General features: G+C 46.9%; 8 protein-coding genes. All 8 read left to right on the forward strand.

Annotated features, from left to right (window positions below):
• Window positions 1-248 precede the first annotated feature (248 nt).
• The gene (locus tag BGP75_RS08850; RefSeq protein ID WP_076717841.1) at window positions 249-1,652 is read left to right on the forward strand and encodes a solute carrier family 23 protein; all 1,404 of its coding nucleotides are present in this window, start codon (window positions 249-251) and stop codon (window positions 1,650-1,652) included.
• Window positions 1,653-1,995: 343 nt separating this feature from the next.
• A complete protein-coding gene (locus BGP75_RS08855; protein ID WP_369832111.1) occupies window positions 1,996-2,364 on the forward strand; it encodes a DUF6596 domain-containing protein in 369 nt (122 codons plus the stop codon).
• A 505-nt stretch (window positions 2,365-2,869) separates the two neighbouring features.
• A complete protein-coding gene (locus BGP75_RS08865; RefSeq protein WP_158070081.1) occupies window positions 2,870-3,238 on the forward strand; it encodes a cysteine peptidase family C39 domain-containing protein in 369 nt (122 codons plus the stop codon).
• Window positions 3,239-3,736: 498 nt separating this feature from the next.
• Window positions 3,737-4,768: a hypothetical protein gene (locus BGP75_RS08875; RefSeq protein WP_076717851.1), complete on the forward strand. Its 1,032-nt coding sequence runs from the start codon at window positions 3,737-3,739 to the stop codon at window positions 4,766-4,768.
• The gene (locus BGP75_RS08880; protein WP_076717854.1) at window positions 4,758-7,868 is read left to right on the forward strand and encodes a lipase family protein; all 3,111 of its coding nucleotides are present in this window, start codon (window positions 4,758-4,760) and stop codon (window positions 7,866-7,868) included. Before BGP75_RS08875 ends, BGP75_RS08880 begins: the two co-directional genes overlap by 11 nt.
• A gap of 254 nt (window positions 7,869-8,122) precedes the next feature.
• Entirely contained in the window at window positions 8,123-8,398 is a 276-nt protein-coding gene (locus BGP75_RS08885) for a hypothetical protein (protein ID WP_076717856.1), read from the forward strand.
• 326 nt (window positions 8,399-8,724) lie between these two features.
• On the forward strand, window positions 8,725-9,525 hold the full coding sequence (locus tag BGP75_RS08890) for a hypothetical protein (protein ID WP_076717858.1): 801 nt from the start codon (window positions 8,725-8,727) through the stop codon (window positions 9,523-9,525).
• A 4-nt stretch (window positions 9,526-9,529) separates the two neighbouring features.
• On the forward strand, window positions 9,530-18,139 hold the full coding sequence (locus BGP75_RS08895; RefSeq protein WP_076717860.1) for a calcium-binding protein: 8,610 nt from the start codon (window positions 9,530-9,532) through the stop codon (window positions 18,137-18,139).
• Window positions 18,140-18,204: the final 65 nt, after the last annotated feature.

Raw genomic sequence — 18,204 nt, forward strand, 5'->3', positions numbered from 1 at the left:
GATAACTGTATATTTTCTGCCCAGTTTGAGAACATTTTTTCGCTGAAAAAAGGCGGATATTACGCTAACTGATAATCAGTACGGGAAAACCCTAATACTTTGGTCGCTTGTTGCCACCAAAGTTGTATCCCTGTGTATCGACTTGCCCGGGCCGTTGCTCTAATTTGGCGCCGGACGCGGTCGCCCGAACAAAAATAATTGCGGCACCAACGCATCACTCAAACGCAATTATTCAATCGGGAATTATTATGGCAATACTCAAGCGCAAGCATGGTGAGGAGCACCCGTACTGGGCCGCCGGACCGTTTAAAATTCGTTTACCCCTGGTTCACTATCGCTGGGAAGTTGCGGAAACTGTCCAGGCAATGATTATGTTTGTCGTTGCCATGGCGATGATTCCATTGTTAGAAAAATACCTCGGTTTGCCCTACGATGTAGCGCTTGCTTACGTTGTGGTCTGTGGGCTCGGTTTTATGCTGCCAAACTTGCTTGGCAGTCCTTTTGTTCCCGGTTGGATCACTCCGGCGATACCTGTGGTGCTGTTGTTTATTGGTCAGTTTGAACCGGGACCGGAGGCTATTCGTGCGCTGGTCGGGCTACAGCTGGTTGTGACCTTTATCTTCTTCTTTCTCGGTGTTACCGGTCTTGGCAGTAAACTGGTCAATATGTTCCCGAACTCTATTAAAGCCGGTATTTTGCTGGGCGCCGGTATCGCTGCCATAACCGGCGAAATTCAGGAAGGGGGGCGTCTGGCCAATACCCCCGTATCATTGATTCTGGGGTTTGCGGTGACGGGATACGTGCTGTTCTCTCTGTCGTTCCGCGACCTGATTGAAAAGCACAAGTGGGCAAAGATTATATCCAGCTACGGTATGGTACCGGGCACTCTGGTGGCCATGGCAATTGGCTGGATTGTCGGGGAATACGAATTGCCTGTTGTTGAATTCGGACTCAGCTCACCGGCTTTTGCTGAGATGTGGAATTACCTGCCGTTCACCGTCGGTTTCCCTGATCTGGAAATCCTGTGGATGGCGATTCCGACCGCAATCATTGCCTATATCATTGCCTTTGGAGACATTATTGTTGGCCAGAGTCTACTTGACCGGGTTGATCATCTGCGACCTGATGAAAAGATCGAGGTTAATGTGGATCGGGTCCATATCATCACAGGTATTCGTAACCTGATGCACTCTTTCTTTGCTCCTTATCCAGGGTTGGCTGGCCCCTTGTTTACCGGAGCCATGGCGACCATTGCCGAGCGTTACCGCTACGGTCGCCATGCCATGGATACCATCTACAGCGGTGCAGGAGTCTTCTGGATCGTAGCCTTTATCGCCTTGTTTATGTTGCCACTGGTAACGCTGTTTAAGCCGGTACTGCCGATTGCACTGTCAATTACGCTGTTGATCACTGGGTATTTGTGCATCAGTGTTGGTGTTGAGCAAGTGGATAACGCTACAGCCATGGGGGTAGCCGGAACTATGGGGGTCGTGTTGGCTATCTACGGAGCAGCCTGGGGGCTGGGGGCCGGTGTGGTGCTGTATCTGCTGATCGAAAAGCGTTCAAAGCGGGCTTTGGCTGAGCATGCGGGGGAGGCGCCGGAAGAACCTATACATATCGAAGAACGACCCTCCGATTACGGCAACACCTGAGCCTTGATGGGGAGCTCTTAGCCATTGATGGGTAGAGGGCACTGATCGCTAGCCGGTTCAACTAAACTAGTTTCTACTAAAGCATGGCTTTGCAACAAAGCTGTGCTTTGTTTGCAGGTTCTCCAGCAAGCTTCTATCGGTTCAAGTGCGGATTACTACAGAGATATAACTCTGTGTGAACTGCATTTTTGTTTCTTTTTCTTTAATGCACTGTCGGTTATTCAGGATCTCCCTAAAGGGACCTGAGTTAGTGGATCGACAGCTGTCAGAAGTGGCTATCGGTTTAGCCAGAATATTGAATCGGTTGATACCGGATACTTCAGAAATATAAGGATTACTGTCGCTGATGCTGCTACAACATTCCCGCATTGACGCTCGTGCCGACACCAAGGGCGTACCGATAGCTCTGGAGCAGCGGGACCGAAGCCTTTGGAATCAGAAGATGATTGCTGAAGGACTGGTTATGCTGGACAAAAGCTTGAGGCCAGATCAATCGGTAGTATTCAGGCCGCAAGAATTGAAACCAGAGCTAACACCTCCCATACCTAGACGGTATAGCCTGCAAGCCGCCATTGCTGCTGTTCACTGCCGAGCAGATAAAGCGGAAGAGACGGATTGGCAGGATATTGTTCAGCTTTATGAGCTGCTGGAAAATATTATGCCTGGGTGGGTGATCAATCTTAACAGGGCCATTGCTTTATCCCGATGGTAAAGTCTAGAGGCTGGTTTAACTCTGCTTGATTACTTAAGGGATGATAAACAACTGGCAGGGTTTCAGTACTTCCACTCAGAACGGGCTGGCTTGCTGGAAGAGGTTGGAGATTTTGTTGCAGCCACAGCGGCCTATTATAGAAACTCGTAAGTATTGTGACAACGAAGCTGAAGAAGCTTATCTGATGTCCAAAGTCAGGGGGCCAAAGAAACAGCCTATCAACGACGCGAACTAGTATTTAATTGCTTATAGCTATTCCTGATTGAACTGTATGCATGTAACGGGAGCAAAGTCTTCTAAGGTTAATGTTTAATTTTACAGGAATGCGGTTAAAAGTTAGAAAATGTCGATATTAGAAACATTTTTGAACGGTTGTTTTATAGTTCCAGTTTGTTAGGATCAGAACTCAACAATTTACGGATAATGTAAAGCTGAAAGGATTTGGTACAAGATGCCTGCTGTTCCTTCTACGTCCCAGAGTTTCAGAAAAGATCAAGACACCGTTGTGGATGTAGGTCTTTCCTGCTTAGTTATAATTGCCCGCTTTCTCCAGATGGCTGTTGATGGTGTACAGCTGACCCATCACTTTGCGAGTCATGAAAAATCTGTTGATAGCAACGATCTTGTCCGTGCAGCCCGGCATCTCAAACTCAAATCCCGCAGTTCCACCGTTCAGTTTCAGCAATTGGAGAAAATCGTTTTTCCAGCTATCTTGCAAGATAAAGAGGAGGCTTATTTTCTGCTGGCCCGAGTAGCAGAAGAGAAGGAATACGGATTGGGCGTAATGAATTTGAGATTAGTTTTTACGCCACTGACGCTGCCTAATAGGAAATTATATTATTGTATACCTGAGAATAATTTGTGGGGTATCTAAATGAAAACAAATTTTTATATGGTGTCATCACTTTCTAGAAATAGAAATAAATTGAAGATATTGTTAACAATATTTTGTTTTATTACTGCGTTTTCATATATCTCACTCTACCTAAGATTAATGAGTCATGAAGACCCATACTGGGGTCCTATATATGAACAATATCAATTTGATATAAGAGTACTGTTGTTGCTGTTATCAACCTATATTCCTTTCTTCGTGATCAGTTTTGTTCGAAAAACTAGTCACAAATTCGAGCAATATTTGTCACTAACTATCCTTCTATTATTGCTAGTCGTTATTTTCATTGAGATACCACTTTTGTTTATAGGTCTAAAACATGATATCGATGAAAGTTACTTGTATTCTATATTTATAAGATTATTTTTAGGTGCGATTGGCCTTTTTTGGGTGGGAACTATTTTTATTGGTAAATGGATGTTCCGTAGTTTTTACAGGGAGGATATATGGTCGAAAAAGTGAAGAACTTTCATTTAATTGCGAGATGAAAATGAAAAAAATTCAATTTTATTTATTATGATCTGCTTTTTATTTCTTATTTTGAGTGGGTGTTTTGAAGGCAGTAGTACCGACAGTCGGTTTTACCAGGTCTTCGACAAGATCAAAACCGATCAGTTTACCCGTAGTTACGGACGAGGTGGAATTTACTGGGTTTCTGATAATCGCCTCATACTGGATGGGATAGTTAAAAATAAACAAGGTGTCTCAGAGCACGGAGTTTATCAGGTAACACTGGATGGAACTTATACTCGTTTGGTAGAGATACTTGATTTCCCCGTTTGGTATTACTGTTTTTCAGATAACATTTTATATGTCCGCAATCTATCTAAAAAATTTAACATTGTTACTGAACCCAAGGACTTTGAAATACGCAAAGAAGTTCGGCTTGATAAGCCGGATGATAGTGAATATAGCCCTCTTCGATGTAGTTACGCTAAAAGACCGGGATCAACTGGGGGTTACATATCACTCTTAAAAAAAGATGGTTATATAAGAAATACATATGTAACCCCAGAAGGCGAAATTACAAATACGATTATTGTCAATGATACTGATGAAACACTCGTCGAACTGAATATAAAAGCTGGAGAATTAATTGGTAGGCCGAGCTTCTTACAAGATCGAAACGCCTATTTTGGTTATATACAACAAGACAACTGCGCATTGCTCTGGTGGTTATACCGTGATGACTGGTCATCCAAAACTGAAAAACGCTGTTTTGGTGGTTGGGCCAGTTCCGGCAGTATAAAAGTTCTCTCGACTCGCGTAGGTTTGTTTGTCGTAGATTACAGCAGGAAAGGCTACAAAACCTATCTGTTTTCAAAAGACCAGGAATTTAAATTGGAGCGCGTGTCAGCCCGGGCAGCCACAGTTTCACCGGATGGCTGCAAGGTTGCCTATGCCTCTGGAAAAATTGGATACGGAAAAACACGTTTTTCGCAAGTTTTAAAGATTTTTAATGTTTGTCAATTTATAAAGGAACAGGGAAGCAGTACGGATGAATCTTAACGAGTTTAAAGTGAGTTTTTACGCCGCTGAAGGTGCCTATAATGTTGATGTGGGCAGGGGGAATTTAGAGGGCTATAGCAGTGTTTCGGGAGGAAACTGGGTTGATTCAGCTACGGGCTTTAAAGCAACGGCCTATAAGGACACACAAGGTAACTATATCCTCGCCTTTGCTGGTACCGAGCCTGATCAGGACCCTTACCAGGATATCGCCTCTTTTGGCTGGGGCCAGTGGGAATCGAATCGTGACAAAGTATTTACGCTTTTCCGACGTTTTATAGAAGACCTTGATCCTACAAATGATGTATCCAGCCTCACTTTTGTCGGACATAGTCTAGGTGGCGCACTGGCACAATACGCAGCCTATGACTTCGTTAAAGAAGGCATAGTAACTACTGCACAAACCACAATCACAACCTTTAATGGCCTCGGCGGCGTATCAGGATTGGAAAAGAAATATGGTGGTGAGTACCAGTCTACTCTTTTGAATGGTGCCGATATTCATCACTACTTTGATCCTTCGGATATGGTATCCATGTTATCGAAACATGTGGGAGGCTCAAGCACTAATTATCAATTAAGAGCTGATGATACCCCTGTTTTTACCGGTACTGCCCATACCATGGGAATGATCGAAAGTTATATGCGAAACGGCACGTTAGAGCTAAGCTTGCAAAGAACGCATGACTATTTCGATTTGAATGATGCGGTCCCCATTCTTCAGACGTTTGGTGATTTCACCAATGGCTGGATTTACGGGGGTGAATTTGATGCCAACAGTGTGGAATCTGTTGCACGGCTGCTGTCGATGATTTCCTTTATACCACTCTTAGAAGCCTATCCAGCAGGAGCCCAGGAGTGGGATGCACTAAAGGAATGGCTTTTAACCAACGTAGCAAAAACGGTGTTTCATCTTGATGGTACTGCTGCAGTCCTTGCTGTTGTTGCCATGGATGAAGCGTTGGATTCTATCGGAAAACTCCTTCTTAAAGAGCAGCCTGAAATCCAGGCTGGGTTAGCGGTGACAAGTTTCCTGGCAGAAGCTTATGATTGGTTTACCGATGATGACAGTCCAGATCCAGCGACTAAGGCGCTGGTCTATGACTTAATCAACAACCTGGTAGGAACATCTCCTTATACCGATTCACAAGGTAATACCTGGGATGAGTTGGTGACTGAGGAGATGGTTGAAAGAATGCTGGATAGTGCTTCCAATAATGAGCAAAGTACCTATTCAACTTTTCTGGGTCATCTCGGAACGATGCTAGGCCGACCTTCGACGGGATCCTTGTTGGATACAATTGAGCTGCATAATTTTATTTCAGAAAACCCCATTCGAGCTAATTATGTCCTTCCCGTCACAGACCTAACAAAGGACGAATTAATCAACTGGGCCTCAGCGGATACGAAATTTGGTTTGCTGGGGCGTTATGCATTAGTGGAGTTGTCTTCATTTCTTTTAGTCGTTGATGAGGATAACAGTTCAATAGCCTCAGCCGTTCTCAATAACGAACGCTATAGCCTTGAGAAGTTTTCAGAGCAGTATATTAGTGACCGCGCTCACTTTTTACTCCAGATTCTGGATCGCAATTTAAATGATTCAACTGCAGTTACACGAGGGGTCGCTTCTGGTGAGCATAGTAAAGAATACTATCTGGACTATGGCACAGATACGTTTGCGATGACATCCGATGTTTCCGCATATAGTGAAGGCAGACCAGCTGTTCCTGATGGTGTGAAGGCATATATCTTCGGAGATGAAAACAGCAATCTTGACATCACTGGTGGCGATCAGGCAGACCGCCTTTACGGCGGTGCAGGAACCGATGTTATAAAAGGTGCCGAAGGCAACGACTACATTGAAGGCAACCAAGGTAACGATATCCTTTACGGCGGTGAAGGTGCGGATGAAATTCATGGTGGTGATGGCAAGGATTTTCTGCATTCCAATGGCCAAAGCAATGCGACCGATGGAGCCGTAGATACAGTTTATGGCGATAAAGGTGATGACAAATTCTTCCTTAATTCAGGAGACCTGGCTTACGACAGCGAAGGAACTGATACCTATTACGTAGCTACCGAAGCTGGTGGTGGGCGGGTCATCATTGATGACTCAGACCAAAAAGGCTCATTGGTTATCAATGGCCAAGTGATCCAAAACGCCTTTTATGAATCAGAAAACCAGTGGAGTGATCTTACCTACACTCTTGAATTAAGCGGTTCCTCACTATTGATCAGTGGCCCTGACGGCACGGATGTCGAGTTGAAGAACTTCACCAACGGTGATTTCGGTATTCATCTTGAAAGCGCTAGTGAGGAAGAGCCCGAAATCGTTACAGACAATGTGATCCAAGGTGATCAAGAGTCCGATCCTGACGATGTCATTTATGATACCGCCGCTAACGATACCATTTTGGCTGGAGATGGTGACGATGTGGTTTATCGACGAGACGGCGGTGATGACATCATTGAACTTGGAGACGGCGACGATAACCTTTTGAGCCCAACCGACGTTTCTGGACGTATTATCGCAAAGGGTGGAGCAGGTAGGGACGCTTTGGAAGTCAGCGCTGAGGGAGGTGTGCTCGAAGGTGGTGTTGACGCTGATGAGCAAGGTGACGCCGCAGACTTTATTTTACTAGGCGCTGATGAGCCGGGCAGTGGTTTGCAAGGTGAATGGTTTGATGCTGAGGGTGGTAATGATCAAATATTCGGCGGTGCGGGCAATGATCTTGCCGCGGGTGGTGAAGGAGATGATCTAATTGTGACCGGTGGCGGGAGCGACTGGATCTGGGGGGATTTGAATACGCACAGTAGTGGTGATGAGTGGAAGCAGTGGAGTGTAATCGAGGAATTCGATGGAACCCAATATACTTATCATCTGGAGAATATATATACGCAAAATGATGAAGGTGTTGGAAATGATGTGATCTATGCCGGTGCGGGTAACGATGTTGCATTTAGTGAAAAAGGCAATGATACACTTTTCCTTGAATCTGGGGATGATAAAGGGTGGGGCCAGGAAGGGGATGATGTGCTACTCGGGGAAGGGCCAATCCCCCATGGGGCGACAGAATCGCGGTTTTGGACTGTTCTAGTTTAAAAGTACGTATGACAAGAAGTTCACTGACTGGGTGAATGAAAGCCAATGGGGATTTTACTGCTAACAACCCTACGATTGTAGGGCTTGAAGCACTTTTTGTGACTTTGATGTCACTGATTCAGGAATAAGACAAAAAAATTTAAAGCAAAGACGTGACATGAATCAATAGTAAACGATTGTTTTATAATTTCGCCTTGTTAGAATCTAGTCACACAATTTACGGATAATGTAAAGCTGAAAGGATTTGGTACAAGATGCCTGCTGTTCCTCCTACGTCTCAGAGTTCCAGAAAAGATCAAGATACCTTTGTGCATACTGGCCTTTCCCGCTTGATGGTGATTACCCGTTTTAGTCAGATGACCGCCGATGGTGCGCAACTGGCCCATCACTTTGGTATTCATGGCAAACCTCTTGATACCTATGATTTAGTCCGTTCAGTCCGTTACCTCAAACTCAAATCCCGTAGCGTCAACGTGCGGTTTCAGCAATTCGAAAAGATCGCCTTACCGGCCATTACCCAAGATAAATAAGGGGCAATTTTTCTACTGGCTCGGGTAGCTGATTTTGATCATGCATCGTTCGGTTCTGCCGGGTAATTGAGTATTTTCTGTCGCCATTGTTTCGGTATCGACAGGAAAGTGGAAGAGAGGTTCGAGTAATCGAAATGTACTTACGTTACCAGCACTGCTTAGAGACATTTAATTCAAAAGACTGAAAGTATTACAGGGAGGCGATTTGAACGAAGTGGCCAAAGGCGCCCAGTTAGGAGTGAGTAATAGGCTAATGAAGATGGAAAATAAACCTGTCCTCATTTTAATTGCATTTGTGCTAACAGACGAATTAATGAGTTTAACCAATGGATAATGATAAACCCCCTTGGGGTCCTTCCCATGAAAAAGTAGAACGAAAGCATAAGTTTTTAAAAAATGCTTTATCAAGTGGCGCTGCCTGGATTTTTTCTGTTTGGCTGGTAGCCATGCTGGGGCTCGCTATCTGGCTGTTTGGCTCAAGTGATTCTATAGAAGGCAAACCTTCAAAACAAAACCAGCGATCATTGCCAGAGGTTGTACAGCTTTCACTGGGAAAGACCCGACTATATATCCCATCCAAATATTTGAAAGGCCGAAAGGTTGGAAAAAACCACTTAGGCCAAGCTGTTCATATTGGGCTATGGGCGCTGTTACCAGATTTTGATTGGTATGAGCCATCACGTAATCATTTTGAGTTTGTAGAACAACTGGGGCAAGGACGGCGGATCCAAATTAGCTTGGATGCTAGAGAAGGGGGGCTGCCGTTAAACAAGTTTTTCAAGGAGCATCCCTCTTATCAAAAATACACTTACTTTCTGGACGGCCAGTATGATGAGTTGAAGTATGGATTGGAGTTCTATAACAATCACCACCCTCGTTCGGAGTGGTATTGGCTTCGTGATAAGAGGGGAGAACCGATACTTCGCGGGACTTGTAGAAAAGATGAAGTATCTGTATCGCCCGGGTGTGAGCTGATGTGGGAGCTGAGTTCCGACGTCAGAGTAAGGGTGGATTTTAATAAGGGCTATCTTCCCGAGTGGAAGCTTATTTATTCTCAAGTCAATCGATTACTGAGCCCATTCCCCAGATTCGGTGTAGTTTCTGGCTTAAATAATAAAGGGAAATAAAATAATGGCATTAAAAATCACAAACGCAATATTGGAAACCGCTAAAGGGTTAGCACTTCAGGGTGATGTTGCGGGTGCCTGGAAAGTATTGGAACTGGCGGGTGATACCTATGCTGCGGGGGCTTATCAAATTATCAACGAGTATGGGGATCCTCAATCCGCATTCGCTCGCATTGTTGAAGCTCAGTGGACGTTACACGCGAACACTGTGAATCCAGATGCTCTTGACACATTATTTTTGTCAGTGGGCCAGCAGCATCTGGAACAGTATTTGGACCTGATTGAAGATGGCCTTGAAGCTGATCTATATCGCTTGCCAAATACTAAGCAAATTGAAGCCAGTTATCGAAAGGCTGTAGAAGATCATGGATTACCTGCTTTGACAGCAATTGATTCCGTATTCAGCTATTGGGACTTGCAGTTGGAAAGTACGGCACAGCTAGGTGATGCTAAGGATTTGAGTTGGGCGACTATGTTACAGCTCGAACCAGAACGGATCGTTTACGATTCGGATGTGTTTGAGGATCTGAGTTTTAATCCTATTGAAGAGGTTTTAAAAACAACGGCCAAATTGTTCGAAAATAGTGCGTTTGAGTTCAGATTCGAAGCAGGGGCATTTTATGATTTCTTTTATGAATCGGTAGAACTCCTATGGTCAGCAGCAGAGGAAGTGTTAGGACAACAGTTTGCTAATAGAGACCCGCAGATCGAGGGAGCTATCCTTAAGGTCTTTGAAGCCATTGAAATAAACTATGATCCTGACAAAACCAACCGGATAATTTCTCAAGCTATTAACGAGAATAAAGGAGGTAATGATCAAGCGAAATCTTTGTTAATTAGCCAGTTAGACTTACTTATTGGTAACAGCTTTCAATCCGATGGCATGACAAGAGAGGAAGCCATTGTAAAAGCACAAGAGCTATATCTTGACCTCCGTGATAATCCTCGTGATCTAAATCTTATTGATTTTTCATCACAAACTGCCACGCAGATAGACAATGCGGTTAGCCAGACTAATGCTGAAGGTCTTGCGTATCGTTATGCGTTGTTAAATCTCAACCCCTTCGTCATTACAGGAAATGACGATATCTATAGCCAATATAATCAAAACGGAGAGCTGGATCTTTATGATCCAGAAACTGAAACGGGTGGGATCACGGAGAGCTACTTGGTCGATCGTACCCATTTCCTGCTCCAAATACTGGATCGCAATTTAAATGATTCAACTGCCGTTACACGAGGAGTAGCTTCTGGCGAGCATAGTCAGGAATACTATCTGGACTATGGCACAGATACGTTTGCAATGACATCTGATGTTTCTGCATATAGTGAAGACAGGCCCGCTGTTCCTGACGGAGTTAAAGCCTATATTTTCGGGGATGAAGCCAGCAATTTCGATATTAATGGTGGTGATCAGGCAGATCGCCTATACGGCGGCGCGGGAACCGACATTGTAAAGGGGGCTGAAGGCGACGACTACATCGAAGGAAACCAAGGCTATGATATTCTTCATGGCGGTGAAGGAGCTGATGAACTCCATGGCGGTGAAGGTAATGATTTTCTGCATTCCAATGGGCAAAGCAATGTCACTGACGGAGCTATAGACACGATTTACGGCGATAAGGGTGACGACAAGTTCTTTCTTAACTCAGGAGACCTGGCTTACGACAGTGAGGGAACTGATACTTATTATGTAGCTACTGAAGCTGGCGGTGGACGGGTCATCATTGATGACACTGACCAAAAAGGTTCATTGGTTATCAATGGCCAAGTGATCCAAAACGCCTTTTATGAATCAGAAAACCAGTGGAGTGATCTTACCTACACTCTTGAATTAAGCGGTTTCTCACTATTGATCAGTGGCCCTGACGGCACGGATGTCGAGTTGAAGAACTTCACCAACGGTGATTTCGGTATTCATCTTGAAAGCGCTAGTGAGGAAGAGCCCGAAATCGTTACAGACAATGTGATCCAAGGTGATCAAGAGTCCGATCCTGACGATGTCATTTATGATACCGCCGCTAACGATACCATTTTGGCTGGAGATGGTGACGATGTGGTTTATCGACGAGACGGCGGTGATGACATCATTGAACTTGGAGACGGCGACGATAACCTTTATACCCAAACTGACGTTTCGGGGCGTATTACCGCAAAAGGTGAAGCTGGTCGGGATTACTTGGGTGCCGGCGTGGAGGGAGATGTGCTGGAAGGCGGTGTTGACGCCGATGCCCTCTATGGTAACAGTGGCGATGATCTATTGTTTGCCGAAGAGCAAGGTAGCGCCACAGACTTTATCTCACAAGGTGCTGAAGAACAGGGCAGTGGTTTGCAAGGTGAATGGTTTGATGCTGAGGGTGGTAATGATCAAATATTCGGCGGTGCGGGCAATGATCTTGCCGCGGGTGGTGAAGGAGATGATCTAATTGTGACCGGTGGCGGGAGCGACTGGATCTGGGGTGATTTGAATACGCACAGTAGTGGTGATGAGTGGAAGCAGTGGAGTGTAATCGAGGAATTCGATGGAACCCAATATACTTATCATTTGGAGAATATATATACGCAAAATGATGAAGGTGTTGGAAATGATGTGATCTATGCCGGAGCGGGTAACGATGTTGCATTTGGTGAAAAAGGCAATGATACACTTTTCCTTGAATCTGGGGATGATAAAGGGTGGGGCCAGGAAGGGGATGACGTGCTACTCGGGGGAGCGGGCGATGATCTGCTTCTTGGCGATAATGGAAGTCAAGAGAATGCAGATCAGGATGGTTCTGATTTTCTCGATGGTGGCGCTGGGAACGATTTTCTCCAGGGGGATGGGGGTAATGATACGCTCTTTGGCGGTGATGATGACGATGAATTATACGGCGACTCCGATGATCTTCATTCGGGCGATGACTACCTTGATGGTGGAGCGGGAACCGACATTCTGTTCGGAGCCGGAGGGAACGATACGCTCTACGGCGGTGACGGGGATGACAAGCTCTATGGTGATGGCTCCAACGTGGCTGAGCAATACAAGGGCAATGACTTCATTGACGGTGGTGCCGGTAATGATGAGATAGTCGGCGATGATGGCACTGATACCTTGCTGGGGGGCGATGGTGAGGACCTTGTATTTGGCGGTGCAGGTGATGATAGCCTCTATGGTGGTGAGGGCGATGATGATCTCTACGGGGACTCCGCCGAAGTTGATGGCGAGAACCTGGGCAATGATTATATCGACGGAGGGGCTGGAAATGACATCATCGGTGGCGATGGTGGCGCCGATACCTTGCTGGGTGGAGAAGGCGATGATCAGCTCTTTGGTGAATTCAGTGACACAGATGTTGAATTCCATGCGGATGACTATCTGGATGGTGGTTCTGGGAATGATGTGCTCGTAGGGGCTGGTGGCGATGATTCCCTGATGGGAGGTGAAGGCAACGATGAGCTGTACGGCGATAGCTCCGAATTGGCTGATGAATTCCATGGCGATGATATCCTTAACGGCGGTGCCGGGGATGACATTTTGGCGGGATATGGTGGTGATGACCTTCTATCGGGCGGCGAAGGTGATGATGAAGCCTTGGGTGGTAAGGGTGATGATATTATTGCCGGTGGTGATGGCCACGATGTTATTTACGGTGGTCAAGGCAATGATCAACTCTCTGGCGACTCGGGTGATGATGTTGTCTACGCTAATGAAGGTGACGATACGGCCGATGGGGGGAGCGGGGACGATACGCTCTTGGGTGCAGGCGGTGATGATTCCCTGATGGGAGGTGAAGGCAATGATGAGCTGCACGGTGACAGCTCTGATACGGCCATAGGACTCCAGGGCGATGATGTCCTTGACGGCGGTGCCGGAGATGACATTTTAATAGGTTATGGCGGTAACGACCGTTTATCGGGTGGGGATGATCATGATTACCTTTACGGTGATAAGGGCGATGATCAACTTTGGGGTGACTCAGGAAATGACGTTGCCTATGGCGGTGAAGGAAACGATACACTGTACGGAGGAGCGGGCAATGACTCTCTCTACGGAGGTGACGGCGATGATGTAATCGAAGGGGGGGACGGCGATGACTTTATTTTGGCAGGGCGTGGCAGTGATACCCTGATCGGCGGTGAGGGGGAGGATATCTATCTTTACAGATCCGGTGATGGTCGTGCTAGCATTCAGGATTTCGCCGTTAATACACTGTTGTTTGGGCCTGGAATCAGCTATAGCAGTTTGACACTGGGATTGGGGTCACTGAAAATTTCAACCGGCCAGCCGGGTGATGAAATTCATATAGAAGGCTTTGATCCAGATAACCCCTACCAGTCCAGTGGCATTACTCACTTCGAGTTTGATGACGGTACTGTCTTGACTCATCAGCAGCTCATTGAAGCGATTGGGTTCGATTTCAAAGGAACCGAGGGTGACGATACTCTGGAGGGGACCTATGCAAAGGATCAACTGAGCGGTTTTTCAGGTAATGACACCCTCATTGCCAAAGATGGTGATGATACCTTGGATGGTGGCACAGGCGTCGATGCCATGAGTGGCGGTGCAGGCAATGACCGCTATATCGTGGATGATTCCGGCGATACCGTTGTCGAAAACGTCGATGAGGGGAATGATACGGTTGAGTCATCGATCAGCTATGCGCTGACGGAAAACGTAGAGAATCTCGAGCTGCAGGGCCTTGATGCCATCGACGGGGCAGGCAACGGGTTGGCCAATGTCCTGACCGGTAACGAGGCTGCCAATATCTTGCTAGGACATGCCGGTGATGACACATTGTACGGCGAAGCTGGCGACGATACCTTGGACGGCGGTGCGGGAACAGATCTTCTTATCGGTGGCTCGGGTGATGATACTTACCTGATTGATGATATTGATACGACGATTATCGAGTCCAGTGATTCCGGTTCAGACTCGGTCCTTTCGACGGTGACCTATACACTGGGATTCCATGTTGAAGCATTGACGTTATCCGGGGCTAATGACATTGATGGAACCGGCAATGGCGAGGCCAATGCGATTTACGGCAATGACGGCGATAACTACCTTTACGGGATGGATAATACGGACACTCTGTACGGTGGAGAAGGTAATGATACGCTTGATGGAGGGTTCGGAGCGGATGAGCTTCACGGAGGCCAGGGCGATGACCGCTATCTCGTTGATGATGAGTCAGACCGTGTTTATGAAGCCGATAACCATGGCGTAGATACGATCGTATCCTTGGTAAACCTCGCTACTCTGGCGGATCATGTTGAGAATCTGGAACTCGTGGGCACGCAAGCCCTCGATGGTGCCGGAAACGCACTTGATAACCTGATCCTTGGCAATCAATTAAACAATAGCTTGGATGGAGCCGGGGGCGCGGATCAGCTTATTGGGCAGGGTGGAGATGATAGATACACCGTTGATCATTTGGATGACCGGGTCGTTGAGAATGCCAGTGAAGGGTTTGATCGGGTTGAAAGTAGCGTTGATTTTACCCTCTCTGACAATGTAGAGGAGTTGACGCTGGCCGGTACGGCCGTCAAAGGCATCGGTAATAACCTTTCCAACAATATCACCGGCAATGAAGTGGCCAATGAGCTTGAAGGGCAGGCGGGCAATGACCGCCTTTGGGGATCAGGTGGGGATGATCTTCTATTGGGTGGGACCGGTGAAGATGATCTTTATGGTGGTGAGGGCAATGACACCCTTGACGGTGGTGAAGACAACGATCTACTGATTGGCGATACCGGTGCGGACGTCATGTCTGGTGGTCAAGGAGACGATGTCTACGATGTCGACAACGCTGAAGATAGGGTCATAGAACATGTCGGAGAAGGTTTTGACGTCGTTTTCAGCACAGTGGATCATACCTTAGCAGATAACGTGGAGACGTTGCATTTACGTCGCTCCTCGTCCTCTGAAACCCTCATGACAGGGACCGGGAATCAGTTGGATAATCACCTTTACGGCAGCGTTGGAGGGGATGAGCTGTTCGGTATGGAGGGGAATGATTTTCTCGATGGGCAAGAGGGGGCTGACACATTGTTTGGTGGGCAAGGTGATGACCTCTATGTTGTTGATAACAGTGGTGACCAGGTTGTGGAGAGTGCCGATCAGGGCATCGACCGTGTCGAAAGCACGGTGACTTTCACCCTCAGTGATGACGTAGAGCATCTAACACTGCTGGGAACTAGCAGTATTAGCGGTACCGGCAATGAGCGTGATAATACGCTGATCGGTAACGATAGCGATAACAGTCTTTTGGGCCATCAAGGCGAAGATCATATTGATGGTGCCGGTGGTAATGACTGGCTCGAAGGAGGGGAGAGTAATGATTATATCTACGGAGGCGATGATGCCATTATCGGCGACTACGGAGATTATGGTGACTATGGGGATTACGGAGACTACGGAGATTATGGCGACTTCGGCGACTATGGGGATTACGGTGATTATGGAGACTACGGAGATGTACAGTGCGAGATTACCTCCAATGATGACACCCTGTACGGCAATGAAGGGGATGATTTCTTAGACGGTGGTTCTGGCGATGATATGGTCTATGGTGGCGTAGGAAATGACACCCTTTATGGTGGTGATGATGGATTACCCGCTGATGCCTGTTCCGCAGAGAGTGGGAATAGTGGCGGCGAGATAACCTATGCCAACAGCAATAATGATCATCTCTATGGTGGCGCGGGTACCGATCTGCTTGAAGGAGGCAGTGGTGATGATCTGCTTGATGGCGGCACCGAACTGGACACCCTTCGTGGTGGTACGGGTAATGATGTTTACTATGTAGACGGCTATTCAGAAGTGATCGTTGACCCCGCTGATGATGACGATGGAAGTGGTGGTGACGACGATGGGGATTGCGACAATCACCATGGAGGTAAAGGTAACGAAGGGGTGGGCAACGGAGAGGATGCACCACCACCGGGCCACGATTACAATTGGAACGATGGGCCAGGTACATCTCCCGGTAACCCCGGCAGCAAAGGAGGCGGCAACAAAGGTATTCCCAAGGGACAAGGAAATGGCCAGGGGAACTCTGGTGGAAACAACGGAAATGGGCATGGAACGGAGTCAGGAAGTTGCGAGCAGAGTTGTGACTATGGTGAGTTTGACTTTCCACCGGGTGAAAATGAACCGACCACCCGTATTGTATGGCATACCGATACGGTTGAAGAAAGCGCTGGCAACGGCTATGACAAGGTCTTCAGCACCGTTACTTATTCACTGACCGATCATGTTGAGGACTTGGAGCTTCTCGGCACACAAGCGATCGATGGTAGCGGTAATGCAATGGATAATGTTATTGCAGGTAACAGCGCGGCGAACATCCTAGACGGTGGTCTCGGAAATGATATCTTAATTGGTGGGGACGGTGATGATACATACGTGATCGATACGGCAGACGATACTATTGTCGAGTCAGCAGGCGGCGGTAATGACACGGTTCGTAGTCATGTTTCGTTTGAACTGACAGACGTATTGGAAAACCTGGAACTGGTAGGCGAGACCGCAATTGATGCGTTGGGTAACGACTTGGATAATCGGTTATCCGGTAACCATGCAGACAATAACCTCTACGGTCTTGCCGGCAATGACACGCTTCAGGGCGGTAAAGGTAACGATAGGCTTGAAGGCGGTGCCGGTGAGGATATCTATATCTTTAACATAGGAGATGGGTTAGATCGCATTGAAGACTCTCTCGGCGACAACCGTATTCATTTCGGCGAAGGGATTGATGTAGACAACCTTGTCGCGAGGATAGACGAGCTCGACGGTATGATCAGTGTGCATCTTCGCCTGCGAGATGATAATGGCAATGAAATGAATGATCAGGGGTTGGACTTTGAATATGCAGCAGGGACACTGAGTCCGATCTCGGCTTTGTTGCTTGCTGACGGGACTGAACTCTCGGTGAGTGATGTCGCTGTTGAGCAGCGACAAATCGACGGTAGCAAAAAGAGGGACAATATTGCCGGTACTCAGCATGATGATACGATTTATGCGGGCAATGGCAATGATATGGTTTCCGGAGGCTGGGGCAACGATAGTCTATACGGCGAAACCGGGCGAGACGAGATCAATGGCGAGGCTGGTGATGATCAATTGTTCGGTGGAAGTGGTGATGACGATCTATTCGGCGGTCATGGTGACGACGTATTGAACGGCGAAGCGGATGACGATCAACTTCATGGCGGTTGTGGTAACGATACACTTTATGGGGGAGGAGGCTCCGATGTATACCAATTCGGCAGAGGTGATGCGACTGATACCCTTGTCGAGGAGGGGGCCGGCATTGATGATTACGATAAGGTTCTGTTTGGTGCTCAAATTGAACAAGATCAATTGTGGTTTAGCCGCGTCGATGATGATCTGAGGATTAGCATCATCGGAACTGATGATCAGATTAGCATAGAAGACTGGTATGTTGGGGAGGAGCATCGAGTGGATGCCTTTGAAACTTCATCAGGAAGCCTTCTTCTTGAGAATCAGGTGGAACAACTGGTCAATGCAATGGCGGCATTTGCTCCTCCTGAAGCAGGGCAATTATCGCTGACCTCTGATTATCAGGAAGCCCTTGCACCAGTTATCGCTGCAAGCTGGGACATTTGGTGATTTAATTTTAACCTAAGGATTTAATTTAGGTGGGCAGTACAAGGATGTGCTGCCAATATCTCATA

It is taken from the genome of Motiliproteus sp. MSK22-1 (assembly GCF_001968815.1).
GTDB lineage: Bacteria > Pseudomonadota > Gammaproteobacteria > Pseudomonadales > Balneatricaceae > Motiliproteus.

What these genes read in the sequence shown, in the direction of transcription:
- BGP75_RS08895 (WP_076717860.1), top strand. Translation starts at nt 9,530, where the DNA reads ATGGCATTAAAAATCACAAACGCAATATTGGAAACCGCTAAAGGGTTA.
- BGP75_RS08885 (WP_076717856.1), top strand. Translation starts at nt 8,123, where the DNA reads ATGCCTGCTGTTCCTCCTACGTCTCAGAGTTCCAGAAAAGATCAAGAT.
- BGP75_RS08890 (WP_076717858.1), top strand. Translation starts at nt 8,725, where the DNA reads ATGGATAATGATAAACCCCCTTGGGGTCCTTCCCATGAAAAAGTAGAA.
- BGP75_RS08850 (WP_076717841.1), top strand. Translation starts at nt 249, where the DNA reads ATGGCAATACTCAAGCGCAAGCATGGTGAGGAGCACCCGTACTGGGCC.
- BGP75_RS08880 (WP_076717854.1), top strand. Translation starts at nt 4,758, where the DNA reads ATGAATCTTAACGAGTTTAAAGTGAGTTTTTACGCCGCTGAAGGTGCC.